The sequence below is a fragment of the Micromonospora sp. NPDC047738 genome, assembly GCF_040642675.1.
In the GTDB taxonomy this organism is placed as follows: Bacteria; Actinomycetota; Actinomycetes; order Mycobacteriales; family Micromonosporaceae; genus Micromonospora.
Map to the genome: position 1 here is coordinate 305021 of NZ_JBEYSO010000002.1, position 16647 is coordinate 321667.

General features: G+C 73.1%; 19 protein-coding genes and 1 pseudogene. 17 read left to right on the forward strand and 3 right to left on the reverse strand.

Annotation, left to right across the window (positions count from 1 at the left end):
- Positions 1 to 4: 4 nt before the first annotated feature.
- Positions 5 to 505 (reverse strand): cation:proton antiporter regulatory subunit, encoded by a 501-nt coding sequence (locus ABZ783_RS04750; RefSeq protein ID WP_073835053.1) that lies wholly within the window; start codon positions 503 to 505, stop codon positions 5 to 7.
- 29 nt (positions 506 to 534) lie between these two features.
- On the opposite strand from ABZ783_RS04750, the gene ABZ783_RS04755 reads away from it, so the two are divergent.
- The gene (locus ABZ783_RS04755) at positions 535 to 1626 is read left to right on the forward strand and encodes a hypothetical protein (RefSeq protein WP_357434542.1); all 1092 of its coding nucleotides are present in this window, start codon (positions 535 to 537) and stop codon (positions 1624 to 1626) included.
- Between the two features lie 103 nt (positions 1627 to 1729).
- Here ABZ783_RS04755 and ABZ783_RS04760 read toward each other — a convergent pair whose 3' ends face one another.
- The gene (locus ABZ783_RS04760; protein WP_357110118.1) at positions 1730 to 1948 is read right to left on the reverse strand and encodes a winged helix-turn-helix domain-containing protein; all 219 of its coding nucleotides are present in this window, start codon (positions 1946 to 1948) and stop codon (positions 1730 to 1732) included.
- Between the two features lie 217 nt (positions 1949 to 2165).
- Here ABZ783_RS04760 and ABZ783_RS04765 point away from each other — a divergent pair, with 217 nt between their 5' ends.
- Together ABZ783_RS04765 and ABZ783_RS04770 are read left to right on the forward strand one after the other, a co-directional pair.
- Positions 2166 to 2471 (forward strand): DivIVA domain-containing protein, encoded by a 306-nt coding sequence (locus tag ABZ783_RS04765; protein ID WP_357434774.1) that lies wholly within the window; start codon positions 2166 to 2168, stop codon positions 2469 to 2471.
- Positions 2468 to 2719, forward strand: coding sequence for a hypothetical protein (locus tag ABZ783_RS04770; protein WP_357434543.1), 252 nt, complete (start codon positions 2468 to 2470; stop codon positions 2717 to 2719). The genes ABZ783_RS04765 and ABZ783_RS04770 overlap by 4 nt, the downstream gene beginning before the upstream one ends.
- Before the next feature lie 59 nt (positions 2720 to 2778).
- Here the strand turns inward: ABZ783_RS04770 and ABZ783_RS04775 are convergent, their stop codons facing one another.
- Positions 2779 to 3915, reverse strand: coding sequence for an epoxide hydrolase (locus ABZ783_RS04775; protein ID WP_357434544.1), 1137 nt, complete (start codon positions 3913 to 3915; stop codon positions 2779 to 2781).
- Positions 3916 to 3998: 83 nt separating this feature from the next.
- Here ABZ783_RS04775 and ABZ783_RS04780 point away from each other — a divergent pair, with 83 nt between their 5' ends.
- The 14 genes and pseudogenes from ABZ783_RS04780 (at position 3999) to pyrE (ending at position 16594) form a co-directional block, all read left to right on the forward strand.
- Positions 3999 to 4640, forward strand: coding sequence for a helix-turn-helix domain-containing protein (locus ABZ783_RS04780; RefSeq protein ID WP_357434545.1), 642 nt, complete (start codon positions 3999 to 4001; stop codon positions 4638 to 4640).
- 86 nt (positions 4641 to 4726) lie between these two features.
- On the forward strand, positions 4727 to 7318 hold the full coding sequence (gene clpB / locus ABZ783_RS04785; RefSeq protein ID WP_357434546.1) for an ATP-dependent chaperone ClpB: 2592 nt from the start codon (positions 4727 to 4729) through the stop codon (positions 7316 to 7318).
- 143 nt (positions 7319 to 7461) lie between these two features.
- Complete coding sequence (locus ABZ783_RS04790; protein ID WP_357434547.1) at positions 7462 to 7836, forward strand: hypothetical protein; 375 nt, start codon at positions 7462 to 7464, stop codon at positions 7834 to 7836.
- A 59-nt stretch (positions 7837 to 7895) separates the two neighbouring features.
- Positions 7896 to 8723, forward strand: a complete 828-nt coding sequence (locus ABZ783_RS04795) for a hypothetical protein (RefSeq protein ID WP_357434548.1) — start codon at positions 7896 to 7898, stop codon at positions 8721 to 8723.
- Positions 8724 to 8821: 98 nt separating this feature from the next.
- Positions 8822 to 9451 carry a DUF4178 domain-containing protein gene (locus ABZ783_RS04800; protein ID WP_357434549.1) on the forward strand — a complete coding sequence of 210 codons (630 nt, stop codon included), beginning with the start codon at positions 8822 to 8824 and terminating at the stop codon, positions 9449 to 9451.
- Between the two features lie 2 nt (positions 9452 to 9453).
- Entirely contained in the window at positions 9454 to 9945 is a 492-nt protein-coding gene (locus tag ABZ783_RS04805) for a DUF2617 family protein (RefSeq protein WP_357434550.1), read from the forward strand.
- Positions 9942 to 10367 (forward strand): DUF4247 domain-containing protein, encoded by a 426-nt coding sequence (locus tag ABZ783_RS04810; protein WP_357434551.1) that lies wholly within the window; start codon positions 9942 to 9944, stop codon positions 10365 to 10367. The genes ABZ783_RS04805 and ABZ783_RS04810 overlap by 4 nt, the downstream gene beginning before the upstream one ends.
- A 30-nt stretch (positions 10368 to 10397) precedes the next feature.
- Positions 10398 to 10820 (forward strand): DUF350 domain-containing protein, encoded by a 423-nt coding sequence (locus ABZ783_RS04815; protein ID WP_357434552.1) that lies wholly within the window; start codon positions 10398 to 10400, stop codon positions 10818 to 10820.
- Entirely contained in the window at positions 10820 to 11668 is an 849-nt protein-coding gene (locus tag ABZ783_RS04820; protein ID WP_357434553.1) for a hypothetical protein, read from the forward strand. The genes ABZ783_RS04815 and ABZ783_RS04820 overlap by 1 nt, the downstream gene beginning before the upstream one ends.
- Positions 11665 to 13233: a polyamine aminopropyltransferase gene (locus ABZ783_RS04825; RefSeq protein ID WP_357434554.1), complete on the forward strand. Its 1569-nt coding sequence runs from the start codon at positions 11665 to 11667 to the stop codon at positions 13231 to 13233. Before ABZ783_RS04820 ends, ABZ783_RS04825 begins: the two co-directional genes overlap by 4 nt.
- A 90-nt stretch (positions 13234 to 13323) precedes the next feature.
- Positions 13324 to 14094, forward strand: a complete 771-nt coding sequence (locus ABZ783_RS04830; RefSeq protein WP_357434555.1) for a hypothetical protein — start codon at positions 13324 to 13326, stop codon at positions 14092 to 14094.
- A gap of 72 nt (positions 14095 to 14166) precedes the next feature.
- Positions 14167 to 14742 (forward strand): annotated as a pseudogene (locus ABZ783_RS04835) (hypothetical protein); the annotation flags it as partial.
- A 335-nt stretch (positions 14743 to 15077) separates the two neighbouring features.
- Positions 15078 to 15887 carry an SDR family oxidoreductase gene (locus ABZ783_RS04840; protein ID WP_357434556.1) on the forward strand — a complete coding sequence of 270 codons (810 nt, stop codon included), beginning with the start codon at positions 15078 to 15080 and terminating at the stop codon, positions 15885 to 15887.
- Positions 15888 to 16054: 167 nt separating this feature from the next.
- Positions 16055 to 16594 carry an orotate phosphoribosyltransferase gene (gene pyrE / locus ABZ783_RS04845; RefSeq protein ID WP_357434557.1) on the forward strand — a complete coding sequence of 180 codons (540 nt, stop codon included), beginning with the start codon at positions 16055 to 16057 and terminating at the stop codon, positions 16592 to 16594.
- Positions 16595 to 16647 lie beyond the last annotated feature (53 nt).

Genomic DNA, 16647 nt, shown 5'->3' on the forward strand with positions numbered 1-16647 from the left:
CGCGTCAGCCGTCCGGGTCGGTGTCGGCAAGGATTGCGCTCACCCCGTCGAGGCCCTGGCGGGTGCCCACCACGACCACGACGTCACCGGCCGCGAAGCGGAAGGTCGGGTCCGGCGAGACGATGACCTCGCCGTCCCGTAGCACCGCCACGATGGAGGCGCTGGTGCGGGTACGCGCCTTGGTGTCGCCCAGCCGCTTGTTGACGTACTTCGAGCCGGCCGGGATGGCGATCTGCTCGGTGAGCAGCCCTGCGGCCTGCTCACGCAGCCCGGAGAGCTGGCCGAGCATCAGCGACGCGCCGAGGATGTCGGCGAGCGCCTCCGCCTCGTCGTCCGTCAGCGGGATGTCGGCCTGACAGGAGTCGGGATCGTCCGGGTCGTAGAGGACGAGATCCCGTCGGCCGTTGCGGTGGGACACCACGCCGACCCGGCGGCCCGATTCCGTCACCAGGTCGTGACGTACGCCGATCCCCGGTAAGGCAGTCTGTTCGACACGTACTCGCACGCAGGCGAGGTTACCCGGTTGGAGCTCGGATGGATTCGGCAAGATCCCGCCGCCTGGTCGTCCTCCTGCTGCTGCCCGTGCTGACAGCCTGCTCGATCGGCGACGTCCGCCGGCCACCGCCGGACCGGGCCTCCGCGTCACCCCGACCGTCGGTGACCGCGCCGCCGGTCGCCGACGTCGATGAGGTACGCCGCGTGCAGGTCGCCGTCCCCGACCGGTACGACCCGCCGTTCGTCGAGTTCGTCGACGCCGACCAGGCGTACGCCCTCTTCGCCACCTGCGACGGCCGGCCCCCCGGCCGGGACTGCCCGGCGCTGCTCTTCGCCACCGGGGACGGTGGGCGGTCCTGGCGGGCGCTGCCGCATCCCCGGCCGGTCGCCGACAACCAGCAGCTCTACGCCCCGAAGGGCCTGCTGGTGCTCGCCGCCGAGCCGTTCGGCTGGTACGCCTCGACCGACGGCGGCGTCACCTATACCCACCACCCGGGAAACGCGCCGCCGCCGGTGCTGTCGGGTGCCAACGGCCAGTTCCAGGTCGCCGAGCAGGACGGCCGGGTGGCCCGCTGGGACGGCCACCGGCTGCGGCCGTTGGCCGCCCAGCCGGGACTGCCGGCCGTGAACACCGTGCGCGAGGTCGAGGATCTGCTGGTGGCGGCCGGCGCGAGCGACGGGAGGCCGTACGCCGCGGTCTCCGCGGACCAGGGACGGCACTGGCAGCGGACGGAGGTGCCGGCGCTCGACGGCGAGGTCGGCGTGGTGCGGGTGATGCGCTCGCCCGACGGCGAGGCCTGGCTGGTCGGGGAGCGACCGGACCGGACGGGCTTCCCGGCGCTCTGGCGCTACCGGGGCAACTGGCAGTTGGTGCGAGCCGACGGCCGCCCGGACCGGATCCACTCGGTGGCCCCCGCCGGCGCCGGGCGGGTGGCGGTGACCGGGCCGGACGGCGTGGGGGTGGTGGTCGACGGCCGGTACGAGCGGGTCAGCTGGCCGGTCGGCCCCGAGCACTACCTGTCGCTGCTCGCCGACGGCACGCTCGCGGCCCGCGCCCCGGACGAGACGGTCCTGTCCGTCGGGCCGGTGGGCGCCCGCCGCTGGATCAGGGTGGTCCTGGTCGGCGACTGACCGCTCGGCCTTTGGGGCCCGCGCTCGTCCCGGGCGGCGCTCCGGCGACCGGCACCTTCGGTGGTGGCCTCCTTTGGAGCTGAATCGCTTGTGCCGGCCTGGCCTACTTCGGCTCGGCGACGAAGACGCCGACCCCTTCGAGGGTCTCGGTCAGACCGGTCGCGCGCAGGATCATCATCGCCTTGCCGACCACGGTGTCCGACACGCCGTATTCCTTGCACAGTTGTGACCGGCTCGGCAGCTTGGTGCCGGGCGGCCACTCTCCCGAATCGATCTTGCTTTTCAGCTCGTCTGCGAGCACCTGGTACTGCTGCTTGGGCATACACACTCCCCGGATGGCATGCCCATTCGATCACGCAGCAACGTCCAACCTCAAGCAATCGCGGGTTGGTCGTTGACCTACAACCGCTACCGATTGTAGGTTCCCCTGTGAACGCTTCCGGATGGCACTGGGGCGCTCATCTGGTCGGGACGGGCATCCCCGTGCTCCGTCCCGACCTCGCGGATGTCGAGAAGGGATCAGCATCGTGCGTAACCTCCTGCGACCCCTGTCGAAGCGCCGGAACGTCGGCCCGATCAGTCAGTCGCCGGCCAGCGCCTACCGCTCGGCGTCGTACCTGCCGCTGCGGCCGTGGCAGGTGCGGAGCCGCACCTTCGCCACCCGGCGGCGCGGCCTGGACCCGGTCGAGGTTGCCGCGTTCCTCGACCGCGTCGCCGGCGATCTTGCCGCGGCACAGGCCGAGGTGGTCCACAGTCGGGCGGAAACGGCCCGGATCAAGGACGCGCTCCGCGAGTGGCAGTCCCGCCAGGCCCCCACCATGCGTGACTTGGCCCGGCGCCCGTGACCAGCCGCTACGTCATCCACCTGCCGGTCCGGGCACCCGACCTGGCTCGGGCGAAGATGCTCGGCCGGACCGCCGCCCGCTCGCTGGCCTTCCTTACCCACGTCGACTCCGGCGAGACCACCGTCTCCACCGAGGACAACCAGGGGGTACGCCATCGCGTGTTCTGCGACCTCCGTCTCGACGACGGCCGCCGATGCATCCTGCGCGCCGACCACGAGACTCCCTGTACGGCCCGCCTGCCCCGCTGACCGCGGTGGGTTGCCCGGTCGGGACCGGATTCCCGACCGGGCGCGTGAGCGGCCGATGCTCAGCGAAGCGAGGCGAAGAATTCCCGGATATCGCCGACCAGCACGTCGGTCGCCTCGTGGGCCGCGTAGTGCCCGCCGACGTCGCCGCGCCCCTCGACCTCGGTCTGGTATGCCGTCCACCGCACGATGTTGCCGTGGTCCCGCTCGGCGAAGCGGCGGATCGACTGGAAGTCGCCGGGGAACATGGCCAGCGCCGTGGGCGTGGTCGTCGGCCCGGTCGGGTGCTCGGCGGTGTGCGCGTCCTCCCAGTAGAACCGCATGGACGAGGCGGCCGTGCCGGTGAACCAGTAGATCGCCACGTTGGCCAGGATGAAGTCGGCGTCCAGGCTCTCGTCGAAGAGTTGTGCGTTCCAGGCGAGCAGCCCGACCGGTGAGTCGGCCAGCGCGAACGCCAGGGTCTGCGGCTGCTGGCTGTGGACCTGGTTGAAGGAGAACTTGTTCTCGTAGAACCACTGCAGGTGCTTGAGGGCGGCCTGGTCGGCCGCGGAGAGTCCGGCGAACTCGGCCGGGTCGCCGGACGGGAACGAGAAGAGCTGGGTGACGTGTACGCCGAGCACGTGCTCGGGGTCGATCCGGCCGACCTCGGGCGACACCAAGGAGCCACCGTCGTTGCCGACCGCTCCGTAGCGGTCGTAGCCGAGGCGGGCCATCAGCTCCGCCCAGGCGCGGGCGGTGCGGTAGCGGTTCCAGCCGGCGCTGCGGGTCGGCCCGGAGAAGCCGAAGCCGGGCAGCGACGGGATGACCAGGTGGAACGCCGGCGAGCCCGGGTCGGCCGGCTCGGTCAGCGGGGCGATCACGTCCAGGTATTCGACCACCGAGCCGGGCCAGCCGTGGGTGAGCACCAGCGGGGTGGCGTCCGGCCGGGAAGACCGGATGTGCAGGAAGTGGATGTCCTCGCCGTCGATCTCGGTGACGAACTGCGGGTACGCGTTGAGCCGCGCCTCGACCGCCCGCCAGTCGAACTTCTCCAGCCAGTACGTCGCCAGCTCGCGGACCCGACCGGTCGGCATCCCGTACGCGGAGCCGGCGCCGGGCAACTCTCCGGGCCAGATGGTGCGGCGCAGCCGGGCGGCCAGGTCGTCGAGCGCGGACTGCGGGATCTCGACGCGGAACGGACGGATGGCGGTGCTGGACATGCGCTGCTCCTTCAGAACGGAATGTTTCGTTCCGATTCACAGTAGCAGAGCGGAACGATCCGTTCCACTGCTAGTCTGGAGCCATGTCGAACCCGACCGACGCCCCCCAGTTCCCCGGCCGCCGCGCCCAGGCCGCCCGGAACGACGCGGTGATCCTGGAAGCCGCCCGCGCCGTCTTCCTGGCTGACCCGAAGGCGCCCATCGCCACGGTGGCCGAGCGGGCCGGCGTCGGTATCAGCGCTCTCTACCGGCGCTACGCCGGCAAGGAGGACCTGCTCCGCAAGCTCTGCCACGACGGCCTGCGGCGGTACATCGCCGTGGCGGAGGAGTCCGCCGCCGACCCGGACGGCTGGCGGGCCTTCGCCGGGTTCCTGGAGCGTGTCGTCGATGCCGACGTGCACTCGCTGACCGTGCATCTCGCCGGCACCTTCACGCCGACCGAGGAGATGGGGCGGGACGCGGTGCGCTCCGGTGAGCTCACCGCGGAGTTGGTCGAGCGGGCCAGGGCGGCCGGCCGGCTCCGCGCGGATGTGGTGGTGCAGGACGTCGGGTTGCTGCTGGAGGGGTGCGCCGCGATCCGCGTACCCGATCCGGAGCGGACCCGGGAGCTGCGTCGCCGGCACCTGGCGCTGCTGCTGGCCGGTCTCGCCGTGGCCGAGCCGCCACTGCCCGGGCCGCCGCCGGCGGCCGGGGAGTTCGACTGGCGGTGGCGACGCTCCGAGTGAGCCAGTTCACACCGTCGGAGTTGAGCGGAATAGACTCAACTCTGGTTGTGTCGATTCCAGTGGACACGCCGATCCCGGGGGAGCCCATGAACACGGAACGCCTCACCACCAAGAGCCGCGAGACCATCACCGGCGCCGTCGCGCTGGCGAACCAGCGCGGCCACGCCACCGTGGAGCCCTGGCACCTGCTGCTGTCGCTGCTCGACACCGAGGGTTCGACCGCCGCCGGCCTGCTGCGCGCCGTCGGGGCCGACCCCGCCGAGCTGCGCCGGGTCGCCCAGCGCTCGGTCGACGCCCTGCCCGCCGCGCACGGCTCCAGCATCGCCGAGCCCACCCTGGCCCGCGAGTTCGTCAACGCCATCGGCGCCGCCGAGCAGATCGCCCGGCCGCTGGGCGACGAATACACCTCGACCGAGCACCTGCTGGCCGGCCTGGCCCGGGTGGGTGGCGCGGTCTCCGTCGCCCTCAAGAACGCCGGGGCCACCGAGGAGAACCTGGTCGCCGCCTTCCCGACCGTCCGCGGCGGGGACCGCCGGGTCACCACCGCCGACCCGGAGCAGACCTACCAGGCCCTCGCCAAGTACGGCGTCGACCTCACCGCCAGCGCCCGCGAGGGGAAGATCGACCCGGTCATCGGCCGGGACTCCGAGATCCGCCGGGTGATCCAGGTGCTGTCCCGGCGTACCAAGAACAACCCGGTGCTGATCGGTGAGCCGGGCGTCGGCAAGACCGCCATCGTCGAGGGCCTGGCCCAGCGCATCGTCGCCGGTGACGTACCCGAGTCGCTGCGGGACAAGAAGCTCGTCTCGCTCGACCTCGGCGCGATGGTGGCCGGCGCGCAGTACCGCGGGCAGTTCGAGGAGCGGCTGAAGTCGGTGCTGGAGGAGATCAAGAACTCCAACGGCCAGGTCATCACCTTCCTCGACGAGCTGCACACCGTGGTCGGCGCCGGCAAGGGCGAGGGCTCGATGGACGCCGGCAACATGCTCAAGCCGATGCTGGCCCGGGGCGAGCTGCGGATGGTCGGTGCGACCACGCTGGACGAATACCGCGAGCACATCGAGAAGGACCCGGCGCTGGAGCGCCGCTTCCAGCCGGTGCTGGTCGGCGAGCCGACCATCGAGGACACCATCGGCATCCTGCGCGGCCTCAAGGAGCGCTACGAGGTGCACCACGGCGTACGGATCACCGACGCCGCGCTGGTCGCCGCCGCCTCCCTGTCCGACCGCTACATCACCGACCGGTTCCTGCCCGACAAGGCGATCGACCTGGTCGACGAGTCCGCGTCCCGGCTCCGGATGGAGATCGACTCCCGGCCGGTCGAGGTGGACGAGATCGAGCGGGCGGTGCGCCGGCTCGAGATCGAGGAGATGGCGTTGGCCAAGGAGCCGGACGCCGCCTCCGCCGAGCGGCTGGAGCGGCTCCGCAAGGAGTTGGCCGACAAGCGGGAGCAGCTCACCGCGCTCTCCGAGCGCTGGCAGCTGGAGAAGAGCCACATCACCAAGCTCTCCACCGCCAAGGAGGAGCTGGAGCGGCTCGGCGGCGAGGCCGAGCGGGCCGAGCGCGACGGCGAGCTGGAACGCGCCGCCGAGCTGCGGTACGGCCGCATCCCCGCCCTCAAGGCCGAGCTGACGCAGGCCGAGGAGGAGCTGGCCCGGCTCCAGGCCGACGGCGCGATGCTCAAGGAGGAGGTCGGCGCGGACGACATCGCCGCGGTGGTCGCCTCCTGGACCGGCATTCCCGCCGGCCGGCTGCTCGAAGGGGAGACCGCCAAGCTGCTCCGGATGGAGGAGTCGCTGGGTTCCCGGGTGGTCGGCCAGCGCGAGGCGGTCGGCGCGGTCGCCGACGCGGTCCGCCGGGCCCGGGCCGGCGTCGCCGACCCGGACCGTCCGACCGGCAGCTTCCTCTTCCTCGGCCCGACCGGTGTCGGCAAGACCGAGCTGGCCAAGGCGCTCGCCGAGTTCCTCTTCGACGACGAGCGGGCCATGGTCCGCATCGACATGAGCGAGTACGGCGAGAAGCACTCCGTCGCCCGCCTGGTCGGCGCCCCGCCCGGCTACGTCGGCTACGAGGAGGGCGGCCAACTCACCGAGGCGGTGCGCCGCCGGCCGTACTCGGTGGTGCTGCTCGACGAGGTGGAGAAGGCCCACCCCGACGTCTTCGACGTGCTGCTCCAGGTGCTCGACGACGGCCGGCTCACCGACGGTCAGGGCCGCACCGTGGACTTCCGCAACGCGATCCTGATCCTCACCTCGAACCTGGGGTCGTCGGTGATCAGCGATCTGACGCTGGCCGAGGAGCAGCGCCGGGAGGGTGTCCTCGCGGTGGTCCGGTCGCACTTCAAGCCGGAGTTCCTCAACCGCCTCGACGACATCGTGGTGTTCGCCGCCCTGCAGGGCGCGGATCTGCGGGCCATTGTCGACATCCAGCTGGACCGGATGCGCCGCCGGCTGGCCGACCGCCGGCTCGGCCTGGCGATCACCGACCCGGCCCGGAGTTGGCTCGCCGAGCACGGGTACGACCCGATCTACGGCGCCCGTCCGCTGCGCCGGCTGGTGCAGTCGGCGATCGGCGACCAGCTCGCGAAGGCGCTGCTGGCCGGCCAGATCCGCGACGGCGACACGGTCAAGGTCGACCTGGCCGACAGCAAGGAAGGCCTGATCGTCACCGCCGCCTGATCCACCCGTCCGGACCGGCCCCGCCCTCGGGCGGGGCCGGTCCTGTCCCCGGGCCTCGATCCACCTGCGTCCGGTGTTGCGGCCTGCGACAGCTTTCCGATCAACGAGTGGTGGGAGGGGCGTTCGGGGAAAGGATGAGGGGCATGGTGGGGATCGGAAAGGACCGGGAGTTGGACTCGGCCGTCGAGGAGTTGGCCCGGGCGGACACGCTCGCGTTCGGCGGAGTCGGGTTCGCCGGGACGCTGCTGCCGGAGACCGAGGCGTACCGGAGGGTCGAGCAGGCGCTGGACGAGCATCCCGACGCGGCCCGGAAGCAGGTCGACTGGCTGCTCCGGCACGGGTCGCCGGCCGGGAAGGCGTACGCCGCCACGCTGCTGGACAAGGCCGACGCGGCGGCGGGGCGCGCGGCGTGGACGAGGCTGCGGACCGACGAGGCCGAATTCACCACGTTCACCGGCTGCCTCATGGGTCGGGCGAGCCTGCGCGAGTACGCCACGGAACGCCTCGCCGGGAATTGACCGGCGGTCCACCCGGAAACGGGACTGCGGAAACCGGTGGGGCCCCGTAGCTTTCCGGGATGACCTCGACCGCCACTCCGCCGACCCGCCCGCCCCGCCCGAAGGCCGTCACGACGGCCTCCTGGTTGCAGCTCGCTGCGTCGGCCCTGCTGCTGGTGGCGGTCGGCCTGGTGGTGTGGCACGCGATCTGGTGGAACGGCGAGATCGACCACGCGGCTCGACTGGTGCCCGCCGCCGATCCGGCCGAGGTGGACGGTGAGCGCTTCGGCAACATCATGATGTCCTGCGTGGTGGGGGTGCCGGCGCTGCTGCTCGCGGCCCTCCTCGGTGCCGCCGCCTGGGGTGTCCGCCGCGGCAGTGTCGGCGCCCGGATCGCCGTCTTCGTGGCCGGCGGTCTGCAACTGCTGGTCGGCCTCGGCCAGTGCCTCTGCGCGGGCGCGGCGCTCCCGTTCCTCTTCGCGTTCGGCGGCCCGCCCGAGGCGGGGGACATGCCCCCCGAGTTCTTCCCAGAGGAGTCGAGGTTCATCCAGACCCTCTACGACACCGATTCCTATCCGGCCGAGGACCTCCTCTTCGCCGGGGGCGGACTGATCGCGCTGCTGGTCTTCGGGCTCACCGCCACCGCCATCGTGCTGCTGGCGCTGCCCACGTCCCGCCACTGGTTCGTGCCCCAGGCCGCCCAACCGCCGCACCCGCCGGTCGTCTATCCGGCGCCCTACCTGCTGCCGCCGGGCTACATGATCTGCCCCGACCCGCGGGCCCACGGCGTCCCGTGGCAGTACCCGGCCGCACCGGAAGGCAGCGCGCCCGCCCCCGCCGCGCCGGTCGATCCCACGGGAGCGCCCGACGGGCCGCCCCCGCAGGCCGCCGATCCCAACCGGGATTGAGCGACGCCGGGTAGCTGACCAGCCACTCAGCGAACGTCGTTTCGGCGGGCGTGCGTCCGGTTGTTACCGTCTCCGCCGACGCGTGTGGGGAGGCGGTCGTGAACGGAACGGTGGCGTATCTGCTGGTGACCCTGGGGTGCCTGCTCGGGGCGGCCGGTGTGGTGATCGCCCTGGTGGCGCTGCGCAAGGCCCGCACCGGGCCCCGCCCGCCCGCCCCTGGCGACCCGTTCCACGATCGGGACGCGGACGCGCTCCGCGGCGACCCCCGCCGGCTCAAGCCCGGCGACATCGTGGAGATCCGCCAGGTCCCGTACACCGTCCGTGGCTCGGTGCACCTGGTCGAGGGCGGCTGGAGCTGGGCGGAACACCTGCTCGACGATGCCGGCGGGGTGAAGCGCTGGCTCTCCGTCGAGACGGACCCGGATCTGGAGCTGGTGCTCTGGACCGCCGAACCGTCCGCCACGGTCACCCCCGGCGCGCCCACCCTCGACGTCGCCGGCCGCCGCTACAGCTGGGACGAGTCCGGCCAGGCGCGCTACACCGCCACCGAGGGCACCGGCCTCGACCCGCGCGGCACCATGCGCTACCACGACTACCAGGCGCCCGGCGGGGCCCGGCTCTCGTTCGAGGCGTACGGGGAGTCCGGCTGGGAGGTGGCCCTCGGCGAGAAGCTGCACCGCGCCGAGGTGATGATCTATCCGCAGGGCGACCCGGAGCAGGCGGGCTGAGCGTGCTGGTCGCCCTGGACGCCCCGTACGTCGACACCAGTGCCGCCGACCTGAGCCTGGCCCTCGGCGGCCCCGAACGCCCCGCCCTGCACGTCCGCGAGCTAGCCCTGCCCGACGGCGTCCGGCTACGGCTGCGCCTGCTCGGCGCCTCGCACCAGGTGGTCTGCGGCGCGCTGGTCGAGACCGTCGCCTGCCTGCCCGGCCGCGCGCCGCACCTGCCCGACACCCTGCACGACCCGGTGGCCGGCTACCGGTTCACCGCCACGGTGCTGCGGCCGGCCGGCGACGGGCTGCGTACCCAGGTCGCCGCGCTCCGCGCCGAGCTGGCCGACGACCCGTACGCGCTGGTCGGGGTCTTCCCCGGCGACGTGGACGCGGTCACCGCGCTCTCCGTCCGCCCCGACCCGCCGGACGGCTCGGTGGCCTGGCGCACCTGGCACGCGTATCCGCAGACCAACGAACTGGTCCTGACCGAGACGGTGGTGGAACTGTGACGTACCGACGGTGGTTCGTGGTGGGGGTGGCCGTCGCGGTGGTCGGCGTGCTGGTCGCCGTCTTCGCCGTCTTCTACGGCAGCTTCTCGCCGCGCGGCTACGTCGAGGACCACTACACCCGGGCGGCCGGCCGGGACATCGGCTCCGACGCGCTCGCGTACACCTCGACCCGCTCACCGAGCCAGGTGGCGGAGGATGTCACCGACGCCTGGCAGCCGGCTGACGAGTACGTCGACGGCGGCGGCGTCTACCTGCGCTACGACGACGACTCGGTGGTGATCCTGCCGGTTGCCGCCGGGTCGCTGATCCTGCTGGAGCGGATGACCACCGCCTACCCCCGCTACCACCACGTCGTCGGCCGCGGCTGGGGCTGGGGCCGTGGCAGCACCGTCCGGGGCGGCGGCCCCGGCGCCGGCAAGTAGCCCGTCCGACCCCTCACCCTGGAGTCCCCTGTGCAGCATCTCGTCACCGATCTGCTGGTCACCCTCGCCTACGGGGTGGTCGGCGTCGTCCTGATGGGCATCGGCTACCTGCTGGTCGACCTGGCCACCCCGGGCCGGCTCAACCAGCTCATCTGGACCGAGCGCAACCGCAACGCGGCGCTGCTGCTCGCCTCCAACCTGGCCGGCGTCGGCATCATCGTGGTCGCCGCGATCGCCGCCAGCCCGGACGACTTCGTGCTCGGCCTGGTCGGCGCGGCCGCGTACGGCATCCTCGGTCTGGTCATCATGGCGGCGGCCTTCGTGCTGCTGGACGTGGCCACCCCGGGCAAGCTGGGTGAACTGCTGGTCGACCCGGAGCCGCACCCGGCGGTCTGGGTCTCCGCCGTCGTGCACCTCGCCACCGGCGCGATCATCGCCGCCGCGATCAGCTGATGGCCGGCGGGACGCGCCCGGCCCAGGCGAAGCCCCCGGCGAAGGGGAAGTCGCACGGGTGGCAGGCGGCCCTGGGCGCGGCGGTGCTCCTGGGCGCCGTCGGCCTCTGCGTCGTCGGGGCCGTCAGCGGCGGCTCCGACGACCTGAGCGTCCCCGCCCCGGCGACCGACGAGCGGACGGACACCGTGCCGATCCTCCGGGACGCCTTCGCCAGCCAGGGCATCTGCTACGGCTGGCGACTGACGGACGGGTACGACGTGGTCAGCGTCGGATCGAACCTCGGCGACGGGACGGCGGTCGGGGACGCGCCGGGCTGCCCGCGCTGGATCGAGGTCAGCGCGGACATCACCTACACCTCGGAGAGCAGCGAGGCCAACGACTCCGCCTGGATCCGGGTGCGGGGTTCCGACGACCTCGGCCTCGCCGACCTGCAAGCCGTCGAGACCGGGCTGGGCCGGTTCGAGCTCGACGAGGACGCCTTCGTCGACGACCCGGGCTGGGCGATCACCCGCGCCGCCACCACGTTGCCGCTGCTCGCCGCCGAAGCCGGCCTGGCCGGGCCGGCCGCCACTCCGAGCGCCGACCCGGCGGCCCCGGCGAGCCCGCTGCCGTCCGCCGGCGACGACTTCTGGCGGGACCGCTGGGGCTGGCTGCTCGCCGCCGTGGCGCTCCTCCTGCTCGCCGCACTCTTCATCACCGTGGGCGTGGTGCAGCGCCGCCGGACGACTGCTCCGGGTCGCGGCGCGGCGACAGACGCGCCGAGCCGGAGTGGTCGCAAGCTCCGGTCGCGCACGCCCGCGCAGCGCGCCGGGGCGGAAGCCGCCGGGCGTACCCGGGAGAAGGCGTGACCACCGACGCGCCGGCGCCGCCGCGACGGCGCGCGGCCCGCGCGGCGGTGCTGCTCGCGGTCTTCGTCTGCGCGGCCTGCGGCCTGGTGTACGAGCTGGCGCTGGTCGCCCTCGGCAGCTACCTGATCGGCGACGCGGTCGGCCAGGCGTCGATCGTGCTCGGCGTGATGGTCTTCGCGATGGGCATCGGCGCGCTCGCCGCGAAGCCGTGGCAGTCCCGGGCGGCGGCCGCGTTCGCCGCGGTCGAGCTGACCCTCGCCCTGCTCGGCGGCCTCTCCGTGCTCGGCCTATACGCCGCCTTCGCCTGGCTCGACCTCTACGGGCCGGCGCTGGTCGGCACCGCGTTCGTGCTCGGCCTGCTGATCGGCGCGGAGATCCCGCTGCTGATGGTGCTGCTGCAACGCATCCGCGAGCAGTCCGCCGGCGACGCGGTGGCCGACCTCTTCGCCGCCGACTACGTCGGCGCGCTGCTCGGCGGGCTGGCCTTCCCGTTCCTGCTGATACCGGTCTTCGGCCAGCTCAAGGGCGCCCTGGTGGTCGGCGCGGTGAACGCGGTCGCCGGCCTCGCGCTGGTCTGCACGGTGTTCCGGGCCGACCTCGGGCGCCGGGCGCGGCTCGCGCTGGGGGCCGGCTCCGTCGTGGTCGCCCTCCTGCTCGGGTACGCCTGGATCACCGCGCACGACTTCGAGGTGACCGCTCGCCAGCAGCTCTACCGCGACCCGGTGGTGCACGCCGAACGCAGCCGCTACCAGGAGATCGTGCTGACCCGGTCGGTGCGCGAGGTCGGCCACGCCGACAGCGACCTGCGGCTCTTCCTCAACGGTGACCTCCAGTTCAGCTCGGTCGACGAATACCGCTACCACGAGTCGCTGGTGCACCCGGTGCTGCGCGGCCCGCGCGGCGAGGTGCTGGTGCTCGGCGCCGGGGACGGGCTGGCGCTGCGGGAGATCCTGAAGTACCCGGACGTGCGCCGGGTGACCGTGGTCGACCTCGACCCGGCCGTGGTACGGCTGGCGATGCGCGAGCCGCAGTTGCGCGAGCTCAACGGGAATTCGTTCGCCGACCCCCGGGTGCGGGTGCTCAACCTGGACGCGTTCGGTTGGCTGCGTACCGCCACGGAACGCTTCGACGTGGTGGTGGCCGACCTGCCCGACCCGGACGAGACGGCCACCGCCAAGCTCTACACGATCGAGTTCTACGCGCTGGTCCGCTCGGTGCTCGCCGCCGGCGGGCGGCTGGTGGTGCAGGCCGGGTCGCCGTACTTCGCGCCGCGGTCGTACTGGTCGATCGAGCGATCGGTCCGCGAGGCGGGCTTCGCCACCGTGCCGTACCACGTGGACGTGCCGAGCTTCGGCGACTGGGGGTTCGTGCTGGCCGCACCAGGCACCGGCGCGCCGGCGCTGGAACTGCCCGCCGACGCCCCGCCGCTGCGTTTCCTCACCCCGTCGGTGCTGGCCGCGGCGGCCACCTTTCCGGCCGACCGGTCCCGGGTGGACGTGCCCGCCTCCACGTTGCTGCAACCCCACGTGCTGGAGTACGCCCGCGCGGAGTGGCGCGGCTATTAGGTTCCGGGCGCGGCGGGTCCCCGCTCTCGTGTCGTGCCCTCCTGGCCTGGTCTCGTTACCGTGGTCGTGTGATCTAGGGAAGGAGAAACAATGGTCGATGCCCAGGGCCCCCCGGCCCGCACCCGCCCGGGAGTGGTGACGCTCTCCAGTTGGCTGCTCATCCTCGTCGCCGCCATTCAGGTGGTGAACCTGATCCTGACGCTCGCCACCATCGGCACTGTCCGGGACGTCCTGCGGGACGCCTATCGGGGCAGCGCCGCCGAGCAGGCGGGCGATTTCGCGTACGCGGCCGCCATCGGCGGCGCCGCGCTCACGCTGCTGCTCGCGATCGCGCTCGTCGTGCTCGCGCTGCTGAACAACCGGGGAAAGAACGGCGCCCGGATCACCACCTGGGTGCTGGGCGGCATCCTGTTCTGCTGCAGCGGCGCGGGCCTGGTGAGCAACGCGACCGGCGGCCTGACCGGCGGTGGCTCGACCGGCGGCAACATGCCGAGCCCGGAGGACCTGCAGCGCCGGCTCTCGGACGCCCTGCCGTCCTGGTACGGGCCGGTCAGCAACCTGCTCGGCCTGGTCGCCCTGCTGGCCCTGCTGGCCGCGCTGATCCTGCTGGCGCTGCCCAGGTCCAACGAGTTCTTCCGCAAGCCGAAGCCGGCCTGGGAGCCGCCCCTGCCGGGTGGCACCTACCCGGCCTACCCGCCGGCCCCCGGGTACCCGCCCGCGCCGGGCTACCCCGGCCAGCCGCCGGCGCCCGGCTACCCGCCGGCTCCGGGTCAGCCACCGGCTCCGGGTCAGCCTGGCCAGCCCGGTCCGTCGTCGGCTCCCGAGGACCGGCCCGGTCCCCAGCCGCCATCCGGAAGTTGACGCTCCGATAAGAGCGACTCGGACGATCCCTCCGAGTAGGTTGCAAGCCGACGCCTACCGGAGGGATCTGTCGTGTCGCACCCCGTTCAGGCTCCGCCCCGCCGTCCGGGGGTGGTTGTCGCGGCGGCGGCGGCGGTGCTGCTGCTGATGGCGGCCGGCGCCGTGGCGTACGCGGTCGCCAACCTGGCGGTCACGCCCGGCACGGTGGACCGGTTCCGGGTGGCGGCGCGCGCCACCGGGGCCCGCGAGAGCGAGATCGACCCGCTGGTGTCGCTGCTGCGGGGCTCCACCGCACTGTCGGCCGTGGTCGGGGTGCTCGTCGGGCTGGTGCTCGTCGGGCTCGCTCTCGGCCTGCTCGCCGGCCGCCCCGGAGCGCGAGTCGGCACCTGGGTGGTCGCCGGCCTGGGCCTGTTCTGCGGCTGCTGCGGACTGGCGGTGCTGGTCGGTCAGCGGGCCGCCCCGCTGCGTCTCGGCGCCGACGAGCGGGTGACCGCCGACCTGCTCGCCCGCCTCGGCGACGCGTACCCAGGCTGGTGGATTCCGCTGAACGCGGCCCTGTCGGTGGCCCAGGTGCTCGGGTACCTGGTGGTCGCCGCCCTGCTGACGCTGCCTGGCGCGAGCGCCTTCTTCCGCCGACCCGCGCCCACCGGTCCCACCGCCGGCCCGGCGGCCCCCACCGGCCCCGTCCCGCCGGCCGGTCCGCTGCGCCCGATGCCGTCGGCCGGTCCGCTGCCGCCGGCCGGGCCGGCCACGCCGGCATCCGGTCCGGCCTACGGCCCGCCGTCGTCCGCGCCGCCCGCGTCCGCCGGCTCGGCTCCGCCGTATTCCGGCCCGCCCGCTTCGACACCGCCGTATCCCGGTCCATCCGCGGCCCACGGAGCCCGCTCGCCGTGGGCGCCACCCGCACCTCCGCCGGCCGGGCCGGGACCGGGCGGCCCGCCGCCCACCCCGTCCGGACCGACGCCATCCCCTGAGGATCGCCCGTGACCGACGAACCGCTCCCCTCCCCGCGCCGCGCGTTGATCACCGGCGCCAGCCTGGGCATCGGCGAGGCGTTCGCCCGCCGGCTCGCCGCCGACGGCTGGGATCTGGTCCTGGTGGCCCGGGACGCCGGCCGGCTCGCCGCCACCGCCGCCGAACTCAGCGGGCGGTACGACCGCCAGGTCGAGACGATTTCCGCGGATCTGTCCACCGACGACGGCTGTTCGGTGGTGGAACGCCGCCTCGTCGCCGAGCCGCCGGTCGGGCTGCTGGTGAACAACGCGGGCATCAGCCTGAACACCCCGTTCGTCCGCTCGACGGTCGAGGACGAGGCCCGGCTGCTGCGGTTGAACGTGCTGGCCGTGCTCCGGCTGACCCACGCGGCTCTCCCGCCGATGATTGAGCGGGGCAGTGGGGCAGTGATAAATGTCTCTTCCGTTGCGGGTTTCGGCGTGCCCATGCCCGGATCGACGTACTCGGCCAGCAAGGCCTGGGTGACGAATTTCAGTGAGTCGATCGGCCAGTCGGTGGCGCCGCTCGGCGTGCGGGTAATGGCGCTCTGTCCCGGCTACACCCGCACCGGCTACCACGAGCGCGCCGGCATCGACATGTCGCGCACCCCCGGCTGGATGTGGCTGCGGCCCGCCGAGGTGGTCGAAGAAGGGCTGCGTGACCTGCGGAAAGGCAAGTTGGTCAGCGTGCCGAACTGGAAGTACAAGCTGGCCGTGGCGGGCCTGCGGCACGCGCCGCGACGGCTGCTGCGCGGCGTCTCCCGGGACACCCGGGGGCGGGCCGGCCGGGGCCGGGACTGACCGCCGGCCGGTCGCGTGGGCGTTTCCGTCGCCGGGATCATCGTCCGGCAACCCGGATGGACGGTCGCACAGCGTAGTCGGGCATAGCCACTCGTCGGTCGCCCGCAGGGTTGACGCGGGAGGACCCCACACACACCTCCCAGACTCGCGAAGTACCCTCTATCGCCATGGAGGACCACGACGACCTGCGTAAATTCATCACCGACCTGGCTGTGGTCCATGGCCGTGTGGTGCTCTCGTCCGGCCGCGAGGCGGACTGGTACGTGGATCTGCGTCGCGTCACGCTCCATCACCAGGCGGCGCCGTTGGTCGGCCGGGTGATGCGTGACCTGACCGCCGACTGGGCGTACGACGCGGTCGGCGGGCTGACCCTCGGGGCCGATCCCGTCGCCGCCGCGATGCTGCACGCCTCGGCCGGGACCGACCGGCCGCTGGACGCGTTCGTGGTCCGCAAGGCGGGCAAGGCGCACGGTCTGCAGCGGCGCGTCGAGGGGCCGGATGTCGCGGGTCGCCGGGTCCTGGCGGTGGAGGACACCTCGACCACGGGTGGCAGCGTGTTGACCGCCGTCGAGGCGTTGCGTGAGGCCGGGGCCGACGTGGTGGGCGTTGCGGTTATTGTTGATCGAGGCGCCGGCGACGCGGTGCGAGCCGCCGGACTGCCGTATCGGGCGGCCTATACGTTGGCTGACCTCGGCCTTGTGGCCTAAAAGTTTGCCGATTCGGATCTGCTGATATGCAGGCGGATCGATGCTGCTGGTGG